The sequence below is a fragment of the Enterobacter sp. 18A13 genome (assembly GCF_007035975.1).
In the GTDB taxonomy this organism is placed as follows: Bacteria; Pseudomonadota; Gammaproteobacteria; order Enterobacterales; family Enterobacteriaceae; genus Enterobacter; species Enterobacter vonholyi.
Window position 1 is genome coordinate 1 of record NZ_AP019634.1, and the last position, 15,728, is coordinate 15,728.

Annotated in this window: 14 protein-coding genes; 12 read left to right on the forward strand and 2 right to left on the reverse strand. The window is 57.1% G+C overall.

Annotated elements, in window-relative coordinates; translation table 11 throughout:
• Positions 1-100 precede the first annotated feature (100 nt).
• From dnaA to gyrB, 4 genes are read left to right on the forward strand one after another with little or no spacing between them, the layout of a single operon-like run.
• On the forward strand, positions 101-1,495 hold the full coding sequence (gene dnaA, locus FOY93_RS00005; protein WP_143344447.1) for a chromosomal replication initiator protein DnaA: 1,395 nt from the start codon (positions 101-103) through the stop codon (positions 1,493-1,495).
• A 4-nt stretch (positions 1,496-1,499) separates the two neighbouring features.
• A complete protein-coding gene (gene dnaN, locus FOY93_RS00010) occupies positions 1,500-2,600 on the forward strand; it encodes a DNA polymerase III subunit beta (RefSeq protein ID WP_008500170.1) in 1,101 nt (366 codons plus the stop codon).
• Positions 2,600-3,673 (forward strand): DNA replication/repair protein RecF, encoded by a 1,074-nt coding sequence (recF, locus tag FOY93_RS00015; RefSeq protein ID WP_048030318.1) that lies wholly within the window; start codon positions 2,600-2,602, stop codon positions 3,671-3,673. Before dnaN ends, recF begins: the two co-directional genes overlap by 1 nt.
• A gap of 28 nt (positions 3,674-3,701) precedes the next feature.
• Entirely contained in the window at positions 3,702-6,113 is a 2,412-nt protein-coding gene (gene gyrB / locus FOY93_RS00020) for a DNA topoisomerase (ATP-hydrolyzing) subunit B (protein WP_143344448.1), read from the forward strand.
• A 34-nt stretch (positions 6,114-6,147) separates the two neighbouring features.
• On the opposite strand, the gene FOY93_RS00025 is transcribed toward gyrB, so the two are convergent.
• Positions 6,148-7,083: a LysR family transcriptional regulator gene (locus tag FOY93_RS00025; RefSeq protein WP_143344449.1), complete on the reverse strand. Its 936-nt coding sequence runs from the start codon at positions 7,081-7,083 to the stop codon at positions 6,148-6,150.
• 109 nt (positions 7,084-7,192) lie between these two features.
• On the opposite strand from FOY93_RS00025, the gene FOY93_RS00030 reads away from it, so the two are divergent.
• From FOY93_RS00030 to FOY93_RS00065, 8 genes are all read left to right on the forward strand, one after another.
• Entirely contained in the window at positions 7,193-8,218 is a 1,026-nt protein-coding gene (locus tag FOY93_RS00030) for a zinc-dependent alcohol dehydrogenase family protein (RefSeq protein WP_136195850.1), read from the forward strand.
• 115 nt (positions 8,219-8,333) lie between these two features.
• Positions 8,334-9,146, forward strand: a complete 813-nt coding sequence (gene yidA, locus FOY93_RS00035) for a sugar-phosphatase (protein WP_133293459.1) — start codon at positions 8,334-8,336, stop codon at positions 9,144-9,146.
• Between the two features lie 226 nt (positions 9,147-9,372).
• Entirely contained in the window at positions 9,373-10,062 is a 690-nt protein-coding gene (gene dgoR / locus FOY93_RS00040; protein ID WP_003861109.1) for a D-galactonate utilization transcriptional regulator DgoR, read from the forward strand.
• Complete coding sequence (locus tag FOY93_RS00045) at positions 10,059-10,937, forward strand: 2-dehydro-3-deoxygalactonokinase (protein WP_133293460.1); 879 nt, start codon at positions 10,059-10,061, stop codon at positions 10,935-10,937. Before dgoR ends, FOY93_RS00045 begins: the two co-directional genes overlap by 4 nt.
• The gene (locus FOY93_RS00050; RefSeq protein WP_143344450.1) at positions 10,921-11,538 is read left to right on the forward strand and encodes a 2-dehydro-3-deoxy-6-phosphogalactonate aldolase; all 618 of its coding nucleotides are present in this window, start codon (positions 10,921-10,923) and stop codon (positions 11,536-11,538) included. The genes FOY93_RS00045 and FOY93_RS00050 overlap by 17 nt, the downstream gene beginning before the upstream one ends.
• Positions 11,535-12,683: a galactonate dehydratase gene (dgoD, locus tag FOY93_RS00055; RefSeq protein ID WP_136195852.1), complete on the forward strand. Its 1,149-nt coding sequence runs from the start codon at positions 11,535-11,537 to the stop codon at positions 12,681-12,683. Before FOY93_RS00050 ends, dgoD begins: the two co-directional genes overlap by 4 nt.
• A 78-nt stretch (positions 12,684-12,761) precedes the next feature.
• Positions 12,762-14,099, forward strand: coding sequence for an MFS transporter (locus tag FOY93_RS00060; RefSeq protein ID WP_143344451.1), 1,338 nt, complete (start codon positions 12,762-12,764; stop codon positions 14,097-14,099).
• Positions 14,100-14,150: 51 nt separating this feature from the next.
• On the forward strand, positions 14,151-15,380 hold the full coding sequence (locus tag FOY93_RS00065; protein WP_172621896.1) for a YidR family protein: 1,230 nt from the start codon (positions 14,151-14,153) through the stop codon (positions 15,378-15,380).
• Here FOY93_RS00065 and FOY93_RS00070 read toward each other — a convergent pair.
• Positions 15,377-15,709 (reverse strand): YceK/YidQ family lipoprotein, encoded by a 333-nt coding sequence (locus FOY93_RS00070; RefSeq protein WP_096150942.1) that lies wholly within the window; start codon positions 15,707-15,709, stop codon positions 15,377-15,379. The genes FOY93_RS00065 and FOY93_RS00070 overlap by 4 nt on opposite strands.
• Positions 15,710-15,728: the final 19 nt, after the last annotated feature.

Sequence of the window (15,728 nt, forward strand, 5' to 3'; positions counted from 1 at the left end):
TAGCAATTCGCACGTCCCCCTTTACACAGGGTCATGTCGATGTGCGCCAACAATCATGAATATTCAATAGTTTTCTTTTATTGTTCGAGTGGAGTCCGCCGTGTCACTTTCGCTTTGGCAGCAGTGTCTTGCCCGATTGCAGGATGAGTTACCAGCCACAGAATTCAGTATGTGGATCCGCCCGTTGCAGGCGGAACTGAGCGATAACACGCTGGCTTTGTATGCGCCAAACCGTTTTGTGCTCGATTGGGTAAGGGACAAGTACCTTAATAACATCAATGGATTGCTGAACGATTTCTGTGGGTCAGATGCCCCGCAGCTGCGTTTTGAAGTGGGCACAAAGCCGGTCACCCAAACCGTACGTGAAACCGTGAACGTCGCAGCGCCTGCTCAGGCCGCTCCAGCTCCGGCCCCTCGCGTCGCAGCCGCTCGTCAGGGCTGGGATAATGTCCCTGCACCGGCTGAGCCAACCTACCGCTCTAACGTTAACGTGAAACACACGTTCGATAACTTCGTTGAAGGTAAATCGAACCAGCTGGCGCGCGCGGCGGCTCGTCAGGTTGCTGATAATCCCGGTGGAGCCTACAACCCGCTGTTCCTTTATGGCGGCACGGGTCTGGGTAAAACGCACCTGCTGCATGCGGTGGGCAACGGCATCATGGCGCGCAAGCCCAATGCCAAAGTGGTGTATATGCACTCCGAACGCTTCGTTCAGGACATGGTAAAAGCCCTGCAAAACAATGCGATCGAAGAGTTTAAACGCTACTATCGTTCCGTTGACGCGCTGCTGATCGATGACATCCAGTTCTTTGCCAATAAAGAACGATCGCAGGAAGAATTTTTCCACACCTTCAATGCCCTGCTGGAAGGCAATCAGCAGATCATTTTGACCTCGGATCGTTACCCAAAAGAGATCAACGGCGTTGAAGATCGTCTGAAATCCCGCTTCGGCTGGGGCCTGACCGTGGCGATCGAGCCACCGGAGCTGGAAACCCGCGTCGCGATCCTGATGAAGAAAGCCGATGAAAATGACATTCGCCTGCCGGGCGAAGTGGCGTTCTTCATTGCCAAGCGTCTGCGCTCCAACGTCCGTGAGCTGGAGGGGGCACTGAACCGCGTTATCGCCAATGCCAACTTCACCGGTCGTGCGATCACCATCGATTTTGTGCGTGAAGCGCTGCGCGATTTGCTGGCATTGCAGGAAAAACTGGTCACTATCGACAATATTCAAAAGACGGTGGCTGAGTACTACAAGATCAAAGTGGCAGATTTACTGTCTAAACGTCGTTCCCGCTCGGTGGCGCGTCCGCGTCAGATGGCGATGGCGCTGGCAAAGGAGTTAACCAACCACAGTCTGCCGGAAATCGGGGATGCGTTTGGTGGCCGTGACCATACGACCGTGCTGCACGCTTGTCGCAAGATTGAGCAGTTACGCGAAGAAAGCCACGACATAAAAGAAGATTTTTCCAATCTAATCAGAACATTATCATCGTGACGCTATGAAATTTACCGTTGAACGTGAACATTTATTAAAACCGCTGCAACAGGTGAGTGGCCCATTAGGCGGCCGCCCAACGCTGCCTATTCTCGGAAACCTGCTGCTTCAGGTCGCGGACGGTACGCTGTCGCTGACCGGTACAGATCTGGAAATGGAAATGATCGCGCGCGTTACGCTGACGCAGCCGCACGACGCGGGCGCGACCACGGTTCCGGCACGTAAATTCTTTGATATCTGCCGCGGGCTGCCGGAAGGCGCTGAAATCGCCGTGCAGCTGGAAGGCGACCGTATGCTGGTGCGTTCTGGTCGCAGCCGTTTCTCGCTCTCCACGCTGCCAGCAGCGGACTTCCCGAACCTGGACGACTGGCAGAGCGAAGTTGAATTCACCCTGCCTCAGGCGACGATGAAGCGTCTGATTGAAGCCACGCAGTTTTCCATGGCGCATCAGGACGTTCGTTACTACTTAAACGGCATGCTGTTCGAAACCGAAGGTGAAGAGCTGCGTACCGTGGCAACCGACGGCCACCGTCTGGCGGTCTGTTCTATGCCGATTGGCGACTCACTGCCAAACCATTCGGTGATCGTGCCGCGTAAAGGGGTGATTGAGCTGATGCGTATGCTCGACGGTGGCGACACGCCGCTGCGCGTGCAGATCGGCAGCAACAACATCCGCGCACACGTGGGCGACTTTGTCTTCACATCGAAGCTGGTTGACGGCCGTTTCCCGGATTATCGCCGCGTATTGCCGAAGAATCCGGACAAAACGCTGGAAGCAGGCTGCGACAGCCTCAAGCAGGCCTTTGCCCGTGCCGCCATCCTCTCTAACGAGAAATTCCGCGGCGTGCGCCTGTACGTGAGTGAAAACCAGATCAAAATCACCGCTAACAACCCGGAGCAGGAAGAGGCAGAAGAGATTCTGGACGTCACATACGCCGGGGCTGAGATGGAAATCGGCTTTAACGTCAGCTACGTACTGGATGTGCTGAATGCGCTGAAATGCGAAAACGTGCGCATTCTGCTGACCGACTCCGTTTCAAGCGTACAGATTGAAGATGCCGCATCACAGTCGGCTGCCTATGTTGTTATGCCAATGAGACTGTAATGTCGCTCACCCGTCTGTTGATCCGCGACTTTCGCAATATCGAAAGCGCGGATCTCGCTTTATCCCCTGGCTTTAACTTCCTGGTTGGCGCAAACGGCAGCGGCAAAACCAGCGTGCTTGAGGCCATCTATACGCTCGGCCACGGTCGGGCGTTTCGCAGTTTGCAGATTGGTCGCGTCATTCGCCATGAGCAGGAATCCTTTGTTCTGCACGGGCGTTTGCAGGGCGAGGAGCGGGAGACCGCCATCGGCCTGACCAAAGATAAGCAGGGCGACAGCAAGGTGCGCATCGACGGCACCGACGGCCACAAAGTGGCGGAGCTGGCGCTGCTGATGCCGATGCAGCTGATAACGCCCGAGGGGTTTACTTTACTCAACGGCGGCCCCAAATACAGAAGAGCGTTCCTCGACTGGGGATGCTTTCACAACGAAGCCGGTTTCTTTAACGCCTGGAGCAACCTGAAGCGTCTGCTCAAGCAGCGTAACGCCGCGCTGCGCCAGGTGACGCGCTACGCCCAGCTGCGTCCGTGGGACATGGAGTTAATCCCTCTTGCGGAACAGATTAGCCGCTGGCGTGCCGAATACAGCGCTGGTATCGCCGAAGACATGGCCGACACCTGCAAACAGTTTTTACCTGAATTCTCTCTCACCTTCTCCTTCCAGCGCGGCTGGGAGAAAGAGACGGACTATGCCGAGGTGTTAGAGAGAAGCTTCGAGCGCGACCGCATGTTGACCTATACCGCGCACGGCCCGCACAAGGCGGATTTCCGCATTCGTGCTGACGGTGCGCCAGTGGAAGACACGCTGTCGCGCGGGCAGCTCAAGCTCCTGATGTGTGCGCTGCGCCTGGCACAGGGAGAGTTTCTGACCCGCGAGAGCGGAAGACGCTGCCTGTACCTGATAGATGATTTTGCCTCGGAACTTGACGACGCGCGGCGCGGGCTGCTTGCCAGCCGCTTAAAAGCCACGCAGTCGCAGGTTTTCGTCAGCGCCATTAGCGCTGAACACGTTATAGACATGTCGGACGAAAATTCGAAGATGTTTACCGTGGAAAAGGGTAAAATAACGGATTAACCCAAGTTGAAATGAGCGAGAAACGTTGATGTCGAATTCTTATGACTCCTCCAGTATCAAAGTCCTGAAAGGGCTGGATGCGGTGCGTAAGCGCCCGGGTATGTATATCGGCGACACGGATGACGGCACCGGTCTGCACCACATGGTATTCGAGGTGGTAGATAACGCTATCGACGAAGCGCTCGCGGGTCACTGTAAAGACATCGTGGTCACCATCCATGCGGATAACTCCGTCTCCGTCACCGATGACGGTCGTGGCATCCCAACCGGTATTCACCCGGAAGAGGGCGTCTCTGCGGCGGAAGTGATCATGACCGTCCTGCACGCAGGCGGTAAGTTCGACGATAACTCCTATAAAGTTTCCGGCGGCCTGCACGGCGTAGGTGTTTCGGTAGTAAACGCCCTGTCGCAGAAGCTGGAGCTGGTTATCCAGCGCGAAGGTAAAATCCACCGTCAGCTTTATACGCACGGCGTGCCGCAGGCACCGCTGGCCGTCACTGGCGACACCGATAAAACCGGTACCATGGTGCGTTTCTGGCCGAGCCTCGAAACCTTTACCAACGTCACCGAGTTCGAGTACGACATCCTGGCGAAACGCCTGCGTGAACTGTCGTTCCTGAACTCCGGCGTCTCGATTCGCCTGCGCGACAAGCGTGACAACAAAGAAGACCACTTCCACTACGAAGGCGGTATCAAGGCGTTCGTTGAGTATCTGAACAAGAACAAAACGCCTATTCACCCAAATATCTTCTACTTCTCCACCGAAAAAGACGGCATCGGCGTGGAAGTGGCGCTGCAGTGGAACGACGGTTTCCAGGAAAACATCTACTGCTTTACCAACAACATTCCACAGCGTGACGGTGGTACTCACCTTGCCGGCTTCCGTGCGGCGATGACCCGTACCCTGAACGCCTACATGGACAAAGAAGGCTACAGCAAGAAAGCGAAAGTCAGCGCCACCGGTGACGATGCCCGTGAAGGCCTGATTGCCGTGGTTTCCGTGAAGGTGCCGGATCCGAAGTTCTCCTCACAGACCAAAGACAAGCTTGTCTCTTCTGAGGTGAAATCGGCGGTTGAGCAGCAGATGAACGAACTGCTGAGCGAATACCTGCTGGAAAACCCGTCCGACGCGAAAATCGTGGTGGGCAAAATTATCGATGCGGCGCGTGCCCGTGAAGCGGCGCGTAAAGCCCGTGAAATGACCCGTCGTAAAGGCGCGCTGGACCTGGCAGGCCTGCCGGGCAAACTGGCTGACTGTCAGGAACGCGACCCGGCATTGTCCGAACTGTACCTCGTGGAAGGGGACTCCGCGGGCGGCTCTGCGAAGCAGGGTCGTAACCGTAAGAACCAGGCTATCCTGCCGCTGAAGGGTAAAATCCTCAACGTTGAGAAGGCGCGCTTCGACAAGATGCTCTCTTCTCAGGAAGTGGCGACGCTCATCACCGCGCTGGGCTGCGGTATCGGCCGTGACGAGTACAACCCGGACAAACTGCGCTACCACAGCATCATCATCATGACCGATGCGGACGTCGACGGCTCGCACATTCGTACGCTGCTGTTGACCTTCTTCTATCGTCAGATGCCTGAAATCGTTGAACGTGGCCACGTCTACATTGCCCAGCCGCCGCTGTACAAAGTGAAGAAAGGCAAGCAGGAACAGTACATCAAAGATGACGAAGCGATGGATCAGTACCAAATCGCGATCGCCCTTGATGGCGCGACCCTGCACGCGAACTCGCACGCCCCTGCACTGGCCGGTGAGCCGCTGGAGCGTCTGGTATCCGAGTTCAACGCCACGCAGAAAATGATCACGCGTATGGAACGCCGTTATCCGAAAACGCTGCTGAAGGAACTGGTTTATCAGCCAACCCTGACCGAAGCAGATCTGAGCGACGAGCAGACCGTCACCCGCTGGGTGAACGCCCTGGTGACCGATCTCAACGAAAAAGAGCAGCACGGCAGCCAGTGGAAATGCGATATTCAGCAGAATGCCGATCAGCAGTTCGAGCCGATCGTTCGCGTGCGTACCCACGGCGTCGACACCGACTACCCGCTGGAGCACGAATTTGTGACCGGTCCGGAATACCGTCGTATCTGCACGCTCGGCGAGAAGCTGCGCGGCCTGATCGAAGACGATGCGTTCATCGAACGTGGCGAACGTCGTCAGCCGGTAGCCAGCTTCGAGCAGGCGCTGGACTGGCTGGTGAAAGAGTCCCGTCGCGGCCTCGCGATCCAGCGCTATAAAGGTCTGGGCGAAATGAACCCGGAGCAGCTGTGGGAAACCACCATGGATCCGGAAAGCCGCCGCATGCTGCGCGTTACCGTTAAGGACGCGATTGCTGCAGACCAGCTGTTCACCACCCTGATGGGCGATGCGGTTGAACCACGTCGTGCCTTCATCGAAGAGAACGCCCTGAAAGCGGCAAATATCGATATTTAATCGACGTTATACCGCACGATAACTGGCCGCGCGTTTAGCGCGGCTTTTTTATGGGCGCAGGCATATCCAACGACATCACGGATGGTAAACGGCTCGCCAGCGTATCTATCGCTATTCTTACCCTCAGCGGCAGATGCGGCGTCTGCTGCCACACGGCATGAACGTTGAAATGCACATCCGGTGCCTGCTTCAGGAGCGGGACGAGTTTACCCTGGTGGATATCTTTGACGACCATCCAGCAGGGCAGCCATGCAATGCCGTGTCCGGCCAGCGCAGCGTCGCAGATCGCCTGCAAATCATCCATATTGAGTGATGACCGGGGTGTAAAGGTGTGCGACGTTCCTTCGTTATCCATCAGCTGCCAGGACAACACTCTGCCTGCGCTCAAATAGTTGATGGCCGTATGCTGGGATAAATCATTAACGCTTTGTGGCTGGCCTTTCTTCAGCAGATACTCCGGCGTGGCGCACAGCACCATGCGGTGTTCTCCCAGCTTTCTGGCGACCAGCACGCTGCTGTCCTGAAGCGTGCCATTACGCACCGCCATATCAAACCCTTCCTCCACCAGATCCACCACGCGGTCGCTGAACGACATTTCAAGCTCAAGCCCGGGGTGTTCCTGCGCCAGTTCAATCAGCAGCGGCGCGACGCACTGGCGGCCAAACAGTACCGGCATGGCAACGCGCAGACGGCCGCTGACCTGCTGTTTCCCCGTTTCAAGCAGCGACTCTGCGCCCCGAATTTCCTCCAGCGCGCGCAGACACCGTTCATAAAAAAGGGCGCCGTTATCGGTCAGCCTCTGGCTGCGGGTGGTGCGCTGAAAGAGCCGTACTCCCAGGCGTTCCTCAAGGCGAGCAATGCTTTTTCCCACCGCCGAGCGCGACAGGTGCAGGCGAACTGCGGCCTGTGCAAAGCTTCCTGCCTCCACGGCCGCGACAAAAACAGGAATATCTTTCAGCGTATCGGTCATGGATTGTATCCATTCAGGCATCAATAAAGAGAAAACTTATCGCCACTGGTGACGAAGAGTCAACGCTAGACTGTCGGTACTAAAGCTTACTTGATGGCCGGAGAAAAAAATGACCGAGACAATGCAACGCTGGACGATGAGCGCCCTCGGGCGCGAGAGCCTTACGCTTATTCAGGAGCCCATTCCACAGCCCGGTCCGGGTGAAGTGCGCGTAAGGGTGAATGCCGTCGCGCTCAACTATCGCGACAAAATGGTGATTGAAGGCACGATGCCGATTCCGCTCTCCTTCCCGTTTACCCCGGCGTCTGACATGGCGGGCGTCGTCGACAGCATTGGTGAAGGCGTCACGCATTTCCAGCCAGGCGCCCGCGTCATCTCAACCTTCTTCCCGGAGTGGATCGACGGTAAACCGCAGGCTGATGCGCGCAATTTGCCCTATAAAACGTCCGGCGGATACTTCCAGGGAATGCTGGCCGAGTACGTGATTGTGAAGGAAGACGCGCTGGCGGCTTCCCCGGAGACCCTGGATGACGCCGAGGCCAGCACCTTACCCTGCGCAGGGCTTACCGCCTGGTTCGCGCTGGTGGAACGCGGCCAGCTGCGCGCCGGGCAATCGGTGCTGGTACAGGGAACGGGCGGCGTGGCGATTTTCGCCCTGCAAATTGCAAAAGCGCACGGCGCGGAGGTGTTTGTCACCTCGGGGAGCGATGAAAAACTGGCGCTGGCCAAAACGCTGGGGGCCAGCCAGGGCATCAACCGTCTGAAAGGCGACTGGGCTGAAAATACGCTGGCGCTGACTCAGGATCGCGGCATCGACCATATTATTGAAACCGTGGGCGGGGAGAACCTGAAGCACTCCCTGCGCGCCGTTGCCGTTCATGGACGCATATCGGTCATTGGCGTGCTGGCCGGGTCTGACATTTCGCTCTCTGCTGGCGAACTGTTGCTGAAATCTCCCGTCATTCAGGGGATCGGCGTAGGCCACCGCAGGGCGCTGGAAGATTTCGTTCGCGCTGTTGACGTCACGGGACTGAAGCCGGTGATTGAGCATCGCTACCGCTTTAACGAGCTTGAACAGGCACTTGAACATCTGGATCGCGGCGCGTTCGGTAAAATCGTTCTCACCCGCGAGTAAGCCTTTGTTCCCCGGAATAAACGTAAAAGGGGTGTTCCTGTTGCGCAATGTAGCTCTATTTTTGTGTGCTTAATCGCGTTAGCATGAGGCAGCACTCATTTATTCCGGGGAACTCATGGCTATCAAACTCATTGCAATCGATATGGACGGCACGCTGCTGTTGCCGGACCACACCATATCTCCAGCTGTTAAAAACGCGATCGCTGCGGCGCGCGCAAAGGGCGTGAATGTGGTTCTGACCACGGGGCGTCCGTATGCGGGCGTGCACAGCTACCTGAAAGAGCTGCACATGAATCAGCCTGGCGACTACTGCATCACCTATAACGGCGCGCTGGTGCAGAAAGCCGCGGATGGCAGTACGGTTGCGCAAACCGCGCTAAGCTACGATGACTACCGGTTCCTGGAAAAACTGTCCCGTGAGGTGGGTTCCCACTTCCACGCTCTCGATCGCAATACGCTTTACACCGCCAACCGTGATATCAGCTACTACACGGTACATGAATCCTACGTTGCGACCATTCCGCTGGTGTTCTGTGAAGCCGAGAAAATGGACCCGGCGACCCAGTTCCTGAAAGTGATGATGATCGACGAGCCGGAGATCCTGGATAAGGCGATTGCACGCATTCCGGCCGAGGTGAAAGAGAAATACACCGTGCTGAAAAGTGCGCCGTACTTCCTCGAAATACTCGATAAACGCGTCAATAAAGGCACCGGCGTTAAATCGCTGGCTGACGCGCTGGGCATCAAGCCGGATGAAATCATGGCGCTGGGCGATCAGGAAAACGACATCGCGATGATTGAATTCGCGGGCATGGGCGTGGCGATGGATAACGCTATTCCGTCGGTGAAAGAAGTGGCTAATTTTGTCACCAAATCCAACCTCGAAGACGGCGTGGCCTACGCGATCGAGAAGTTTGTGCTGCAATAACGCTTATTTTTAATCATCTGCCTCGGTTATCACCCGGGGCTTTTTTTTGCGCTGAATTTATTGAATTGTTCTTTTTGTGATCTTGATTGTAGTACAACATTAAATGATTGTACTACATTGCAGCCATGACAAAGACGAACTCCCTCACGTTTGTACTGCAAAAGTGAGGTGAAATTCAGCGGTCGCGGTAAAGTAGTGATGGACATACAGAGCACAAGGACTCTCCATGACACTCAATAAAACCGATCGCATCGTCATCACGCTGGGCACACAGATTGTGGGTGGCAAATACGTTCCCGGTTCGCCGCTGCCGGCAGAGGCCGAACTGTGTGAGGAGTTTGAAACCTCGCGCAACATCATCCGGGAAGTATTCCGCTCGCTGATGGCGAAGCGGCTGATTGAAATGAAGCGCTATCGCGGCGCGTTTGTTGCCCCGCGTAACCAGTGGAACTATCTCGATACCGACGTGCTGCAGTGGGTGCTGGAAAACGACTACGACCCGCGGCTTATCGGCGCGATGAGCGAAGTCCGAAACCTGGTTGAACCGGCCATCGCCCGCTGGGCGGCGGAACGCGCAACTTCCGGCGATTTGGCCCAGATCGAGTCGGCTTTAAACGACATGATCGCCAATAACCAGAACCGGGAGGCGTTTAACGAGGCAGATATTCGCTACCACGAAGCGGTGCTGCAGTCGGTGCATAACCCGGTATTACAGCAGCTTAGCGTAGCGATCAGCTCGCTACAGCGAGCAGTATTTGAACGTACCTGGATGGGCGATGAGGCCAACATGCCGAAAACGCTCCAGGAACATAAAGCGCTGTTCGATGCGATACGGCATCAGGACGGCGATGCGGCAGAGCAGGCGGCACTTACTATGATTGCCAGCTCGACACGAAGGCTGAAGGAAATCACATGACATCTCGCTACATCGCAATTGACTGGGGATCGACCAATCTGCGCGCCTGGCTGTATCAGGGCGAGCAGTGCCTGGAGAGCAGGCAATCAGATGCAGGCGTGACGCGCCTGAACGGTAAATCCCCCGAGGCGGTGTTAGCAGAGGTCACACAAAACTGGCGCGACAGCGCCACGCCGGTGGTAATGGCGGGAATGGTAGGCAGCAATGTAGGCTGGAAAGTTGCGCCTTATCTGCCGGTTCCCGCCCATTTCTCCGCGATTGGCGAGCAGTTAACGTCCGTTGGCGACAATATCTGGATTATTCCCGGCTTGCGCGTTTCTCGCGACGACAACCATAACGTGATGCGCGGCGAAGAGACGCAGCTGCTTGGCGCGCGCGTGCTTTCTCCTTCTTCTGTCTACGTCATGCCCGGAACGCACTGCAAGTGGGTCCAGGCTGACGCTGAGCAAATCCACGACTTTCGCACCGTGATGACCGGCGAGCTGCACCATTTGCTGCTCAACCATTCGCTGGTCGGGGCCGGTTTACCTGAGCAGGAAGACTCGGCAGAGGCGTTTGCTGCCGGGCTTGAACGTGGGATCGCTTCTCCTGATGTCTTGCCGCACCTTTTTGAGGTTCGCGCCTCGCACGTGCTGGGAAATCTCCCGCGCGAGCAGGTCAGCGAGTTTCTTTCCGGCCTGCTGATTGGCGCTGAGGTTGCCAGCATGCGTGATTTCATCGCGCACGAGCAGGCCATCACCATTGTCGCAGGCGCATCGCTGACGTCGCGCTACGAGCAGGCGTTTCGCACCGTTGGGCGTAACGTTTCAACGCTATCCGGCGACACGGCATTTCAGGCAGGAATAAGGAGCATCGCTCATGCAGTGGCAAACTGATCTTCCCCTTATCGCAATTTTGCGCGGCATCACGCCCGATGAGGCGTTAGCCCACGTCGGCGCGGTTATTGACGCCGGGTTCGACGCGGTGGAAATCCCGCTTAACTCTCCGAAGTGGGAAAAAAGCATTCCGGCCGTGGTGGAGGCCTTCGGCGATAGGGCGCTGATTGGCGCAGGCACAGTGTTACGGCCTGAGCAGGTGGATGAACTGGCGAAAATGGGCTGCAAGCTTATCGTCACGCCCAACATTCAGCCAGAGGTGATCCGCCGCGCGGTAGGGCACGGCATGACCGTCTGCCCGGGCTGCGCCACCGCCACGGAGGCCTTTACTGCTCTCGAAGCAGGCGCACAGTCGCTCAAAATTTTCCCGTCATCGGCTTTTGGTCCGGACTACATCAAAGCGCTGAAAGCGGTATTGCCCGCCAGCGTGCCGGTCTTTGCCGTGGGCGGCGTAACGCCAGAAAACCTGGGCCAGTGGATGAGCGCTGGCTGTGTGGGCGCGGGGCTGGGCAGCGATCTTTATCGTGCCGGACAGTCCGTGGAGCGTACCGCACAGCAGGCGGCAGCATTTGTGAAAGCGTATCGAGAGGCAGTGAAATGAAAATAACCAAACTCACCACGTACCGTTTACCCCCGCGCTGGATGTTCCTGAAAATCGAAACCGATGAAGGGGTTGTGGGCTGGGGCGAACCGGTGATTGAAGGGCGGGCGCGTACCGTAGAAGCGGCGGTGCACGAGCTGGGTGAATACCTGATTGGTCAGGATCCGGCGCGCATTAACGACCTTTGGCAGGTAATGTACCGCGCGGGCTTCTACCGCGGGGGGCCGATCCTGATGAGCGCCATCGCCGGCATCGACCAGGCGCTGTGGGATATCAAAGGCAAAGTGCTGAACGCGCCGGTATGGCAATTGATGGGCGGCCTGGTGCGCGACAAAATCAAAGCCTACAGCTGGGTCGGCGGTGACCGTCCTGCGGATGTGATTGATGGCATCACGCAGCTGCGCAACATCGGCTTCGACACTTTCAAGCTCAACGGCTGCGAAGAGATGGGCATTATCGACAACTCGCGCGCGGTAGACCGGGCGGTGAATACCGTGGCGCAAATCCGTGAAGCCTTCGGCAACGAGATTGAGTTTGGCCTGGATTTCCACGGCCGCGTCAGCGCGCCGATGGCCAAAGTGCTAATTAAAGAACTGGAGCCGTATCGTCCGCTGTTTATCGAAGAGCCGGTGCTGGCCGAGCAGGCCGAGTACTACCCGAAGCTGGCTGAACAGACCCACATTCCTATCGCGGCGGGTGAACGTATGTTCTCGCGCTTCGAGTTTAAACGCGTGCTTGAAGCGGGAGGCATTGCCATCCTGCAGCCGGACCTCTCTCACGCGGGCGGCATCACCGAATGCTATAAAATTGCCGGGATGGCCGAAGCTTACGATGTGGCGCTGGCGCCGCACTGCCCGCTTGGCCCGATCGCGCTGGCTGCCTGTTTGCACGTCGACTTTGTCTCCCGCAATGCGGTGTTCCAGGAACAGAGCATGGGGATTCACTATAACAAGGGCGCGGAACTGCTCGATTTTGTGAAAAATAAAGAAGACTTCTGCATGGAAGGCGGTTTCTTTAAACCGTTAACGAAGCCGGGCCTTGGAGTGGAAATTGACGAAGCCAAAGTCATTGAGCTGAGTAAAAATGCGCCGGACTGGCGCAACCCGCTGTGGCGTCATGAGGACGGCAGCGTAGCGGAATGGTAATCGCCATCCCGTAGACCCGATAAGCCTCCGGGCAAAAATCATACATACAAAAATATAACCCTCTGTAAATTACAGGGCATGGTGAGCGGCTTCGCTATGCCCAAAATCTGGAGACAGATTGCGATGGATATTCCAGTTACCGCTACAAAAACCGGGCGTCGCCGCTACCTGACGCTGATTATGATCTTTATTACCGTGGTCATTTGCTATGTAGACCGCGCCAACCTTGCCGTGGCATCGGCCCATATCCAGGAAGAGTTTGGCATCACCAAAGCTGAAATGGGCTACGTCTTTTCTGCGTTTGCCTGGCTGTATACGCTCTGTCAGATCCCGGGCGGCTGGTTCCTTGACCGCGTGGGCTCACGTTTGACCTACTTTATCGCCATTTTCGGCTGGTCCGTGGCGACCCTGTTCCAGGGCTTCGCGACCGGGCTGATGTCGCTGATTGGCCTGCGCGCGATCACTGGGGTGTTCGAAGCGCCCGCGTTTCCTACCAACAACCGCATGGTGACCAGCTGGTTCCCGGAACACGAGCGCGCTTCCGCCGTTGGCTTTTACACCTCCGGGCAGTTTGTCGGCCTGGCGTTCCTGACGCCGCTGCTGATCTGGATCCAGGAGCTGCTGAGCTGGCACTGGGTATTCATCGTTACGGGTGGGATTGGCATTATCTGGTCGCTGATTTGGTTCAAGGTTTACCAGCCGCCGCGTCTGACCAAAAGCATCACCAAAGCCGAGCTGGACTACATCCGCGACGGCGGTGGCCTGGTGGACGGCGATGCGCCGGTGAAAAAAGAGGCGCGTCAGCCGCTGACCAAAGCGGACTGGAAGCTGGTCTTCCATCGTAAGCTGGTGGGCGTTTATCTGGGCCAGTTCGCGGTGACCTCAACGCTGTGGTTCTTCCTCACCTGGTTTCCGAACTACCTGACCCAAGAGAAGGGGATCGCGGCGCTGAAGGCGGGCTTTATGACCACCGTGCCGTTTCTCGCGGCATTCTTCGGCGTGCTGCTCTCCGGCTGGCTGGCCGATAAGCTGGTGAAAAAAGGCTACTCGCTGGGCGTGGCGCGTAAAACGCCGATCATCTGCGGCTTGCTGATCTCAACCTGCATCATGGGTGCCAACTACACCAACGATCCGGTGTGGATTATGACCCTGATGGCGGTGGCGTTCTTCGGTAACGGTTTCGCCTCTATCACCTGGTCACTGGTCTCATCCCTTGCGCCGATGCGGCTGATTGGTCTGACCGGCGGCGTGTTCAACTTTGTCGGCGGGCTGGGGGGGATCACTGTACCGCTGGTCATCGGCTACCTGGCGCAGGACTCCGGCTTCGGCCCGGCTCTGGTCTATATTTCTGCCGTGGCGCTGATCGGGGCACTCTCCTACATCCTGCTGGTGGGTGATGTGAAACGAGTAGGCTAATCCCTGCGGATGTTTTACCCTGATGCACTCACCGTGCATCAGGGTATCCTCATGAAACAAATCACCTTCGCTTCCCGCAACCACCAGCTGACCAACATCAATACCTGGACGCCGGACAGCCAGTGGCTGGTCTATGACGTGCGCCCGTCAGGTGCGTCGTTCACCGGTGAAACCATCGAGCGGGTCAACGTCGGCACGGGTGAGGTGGAGGTGGTTTATCGCGCCACTGACGGCGCGCACGTCGGCGTGGTGACCGTTCATCCGGCACAGGACAAATACGTCTTTATCCACGGTCCGAGAAACCCGGATGCAGACTGGCACTACGATTTTCATCATCGTCAGGGGGTGATTGCGCATCACGGCCAGTTGAGCAACCTGGACGCGATGGATATCACTTCGCCGTACACTCCTGGCGCGCTGCGCGGCGGAAGCCACGTCCATGTCTTCAGCCCGAACGGCCTGCTCGTCAGCTTTACCTATAACGACCACGTGCTCCACGAGCGCGATCCCAAACTTGATTTACGCAACGTCGGCGTGGCGGCGCCTTTCGGTCCGGTAAACCCGCAGGGGAACCATCCCCGTGAATACCCGGGCGCTTACTGGAGCGTGCTGGTCAGCCGCACGACGCCCAATCCGCAGCCGGGCAGCGGCGAGATTAACCGCGCTTACGAAGAGGGCTGGGTGGGCAACGACAGGCTGGCGTTTATCGGCGATACCCTGTCTGCAACCGGCGAGAAAGTGCCTGAACTTTTTATTGTTAATCTGCCCGAAGACGAGCAGGGCTGGAAGCGTGCGGGCGATGCGCCGCTACAGGGCACGACGGATACCCTGCCAGCTCCGCCAGCGGGAGTAGAGCAGCGTCGTTTAACCTTTACGCATCAGAGGGCGTATCCGGGTCTGGTAAACGTGCCGCGTCACTGGGTTCGCAGTAATCCGCAGGGGACACAGATTGCGTTTCTGATGCGGGATGATAACGGCATTGTGCAGCTGTGGCTGATCTCGCCGGAGGGCGGCGAGCCGCGCCAGTTGACGCGAAACGGAAGCGATATTCAGTCTGCATTTAACTGGCATCCTTCCGGCGATCGTTTGGGGTTTGTGCTCGAAAATAGGATCGCGTGCTGCGACGCACAGACCGGAGAGGTGACGTTTTTGACGTCCGATCACGGCAATCCGCCATCTGCTGATGCGGTCGTGTTTTCTCCGGACGGGCGCGTTATTGCATGGATGGAAGAGACAGCCGGTTTCCGTCAGCTTTGGGTAACGGAAACCGCGCAGCGCTAGCGTGGAGGCATGTCAGCGGGCGGGATGACGGCGTTTGTCGCCAGATTCTCCTGCTCGCTTTTTTCTACCCGTGAGCGTACGGAGTTGTCCTTACGAAACATATCCCACGGCAGCAGAAGCGTATCCGCCACGGCCGTAAACGGCATATCGAGGATTACCAGGGATTTGGTGCCCCAGTTTGTATCGTCATCGGAGAGCATCGTCGCGCTGGCTCGCGTCCCCGGATATGTTCCTTCTTTACCGCCGGTGTGAGACATCACGCTCGAACACCCGCAAAGTAAAACAACCCCGCTGAACGTCGTCAGCTTTATCAGAACATTTTTCATCATCACTCAGTCATCGTTAATG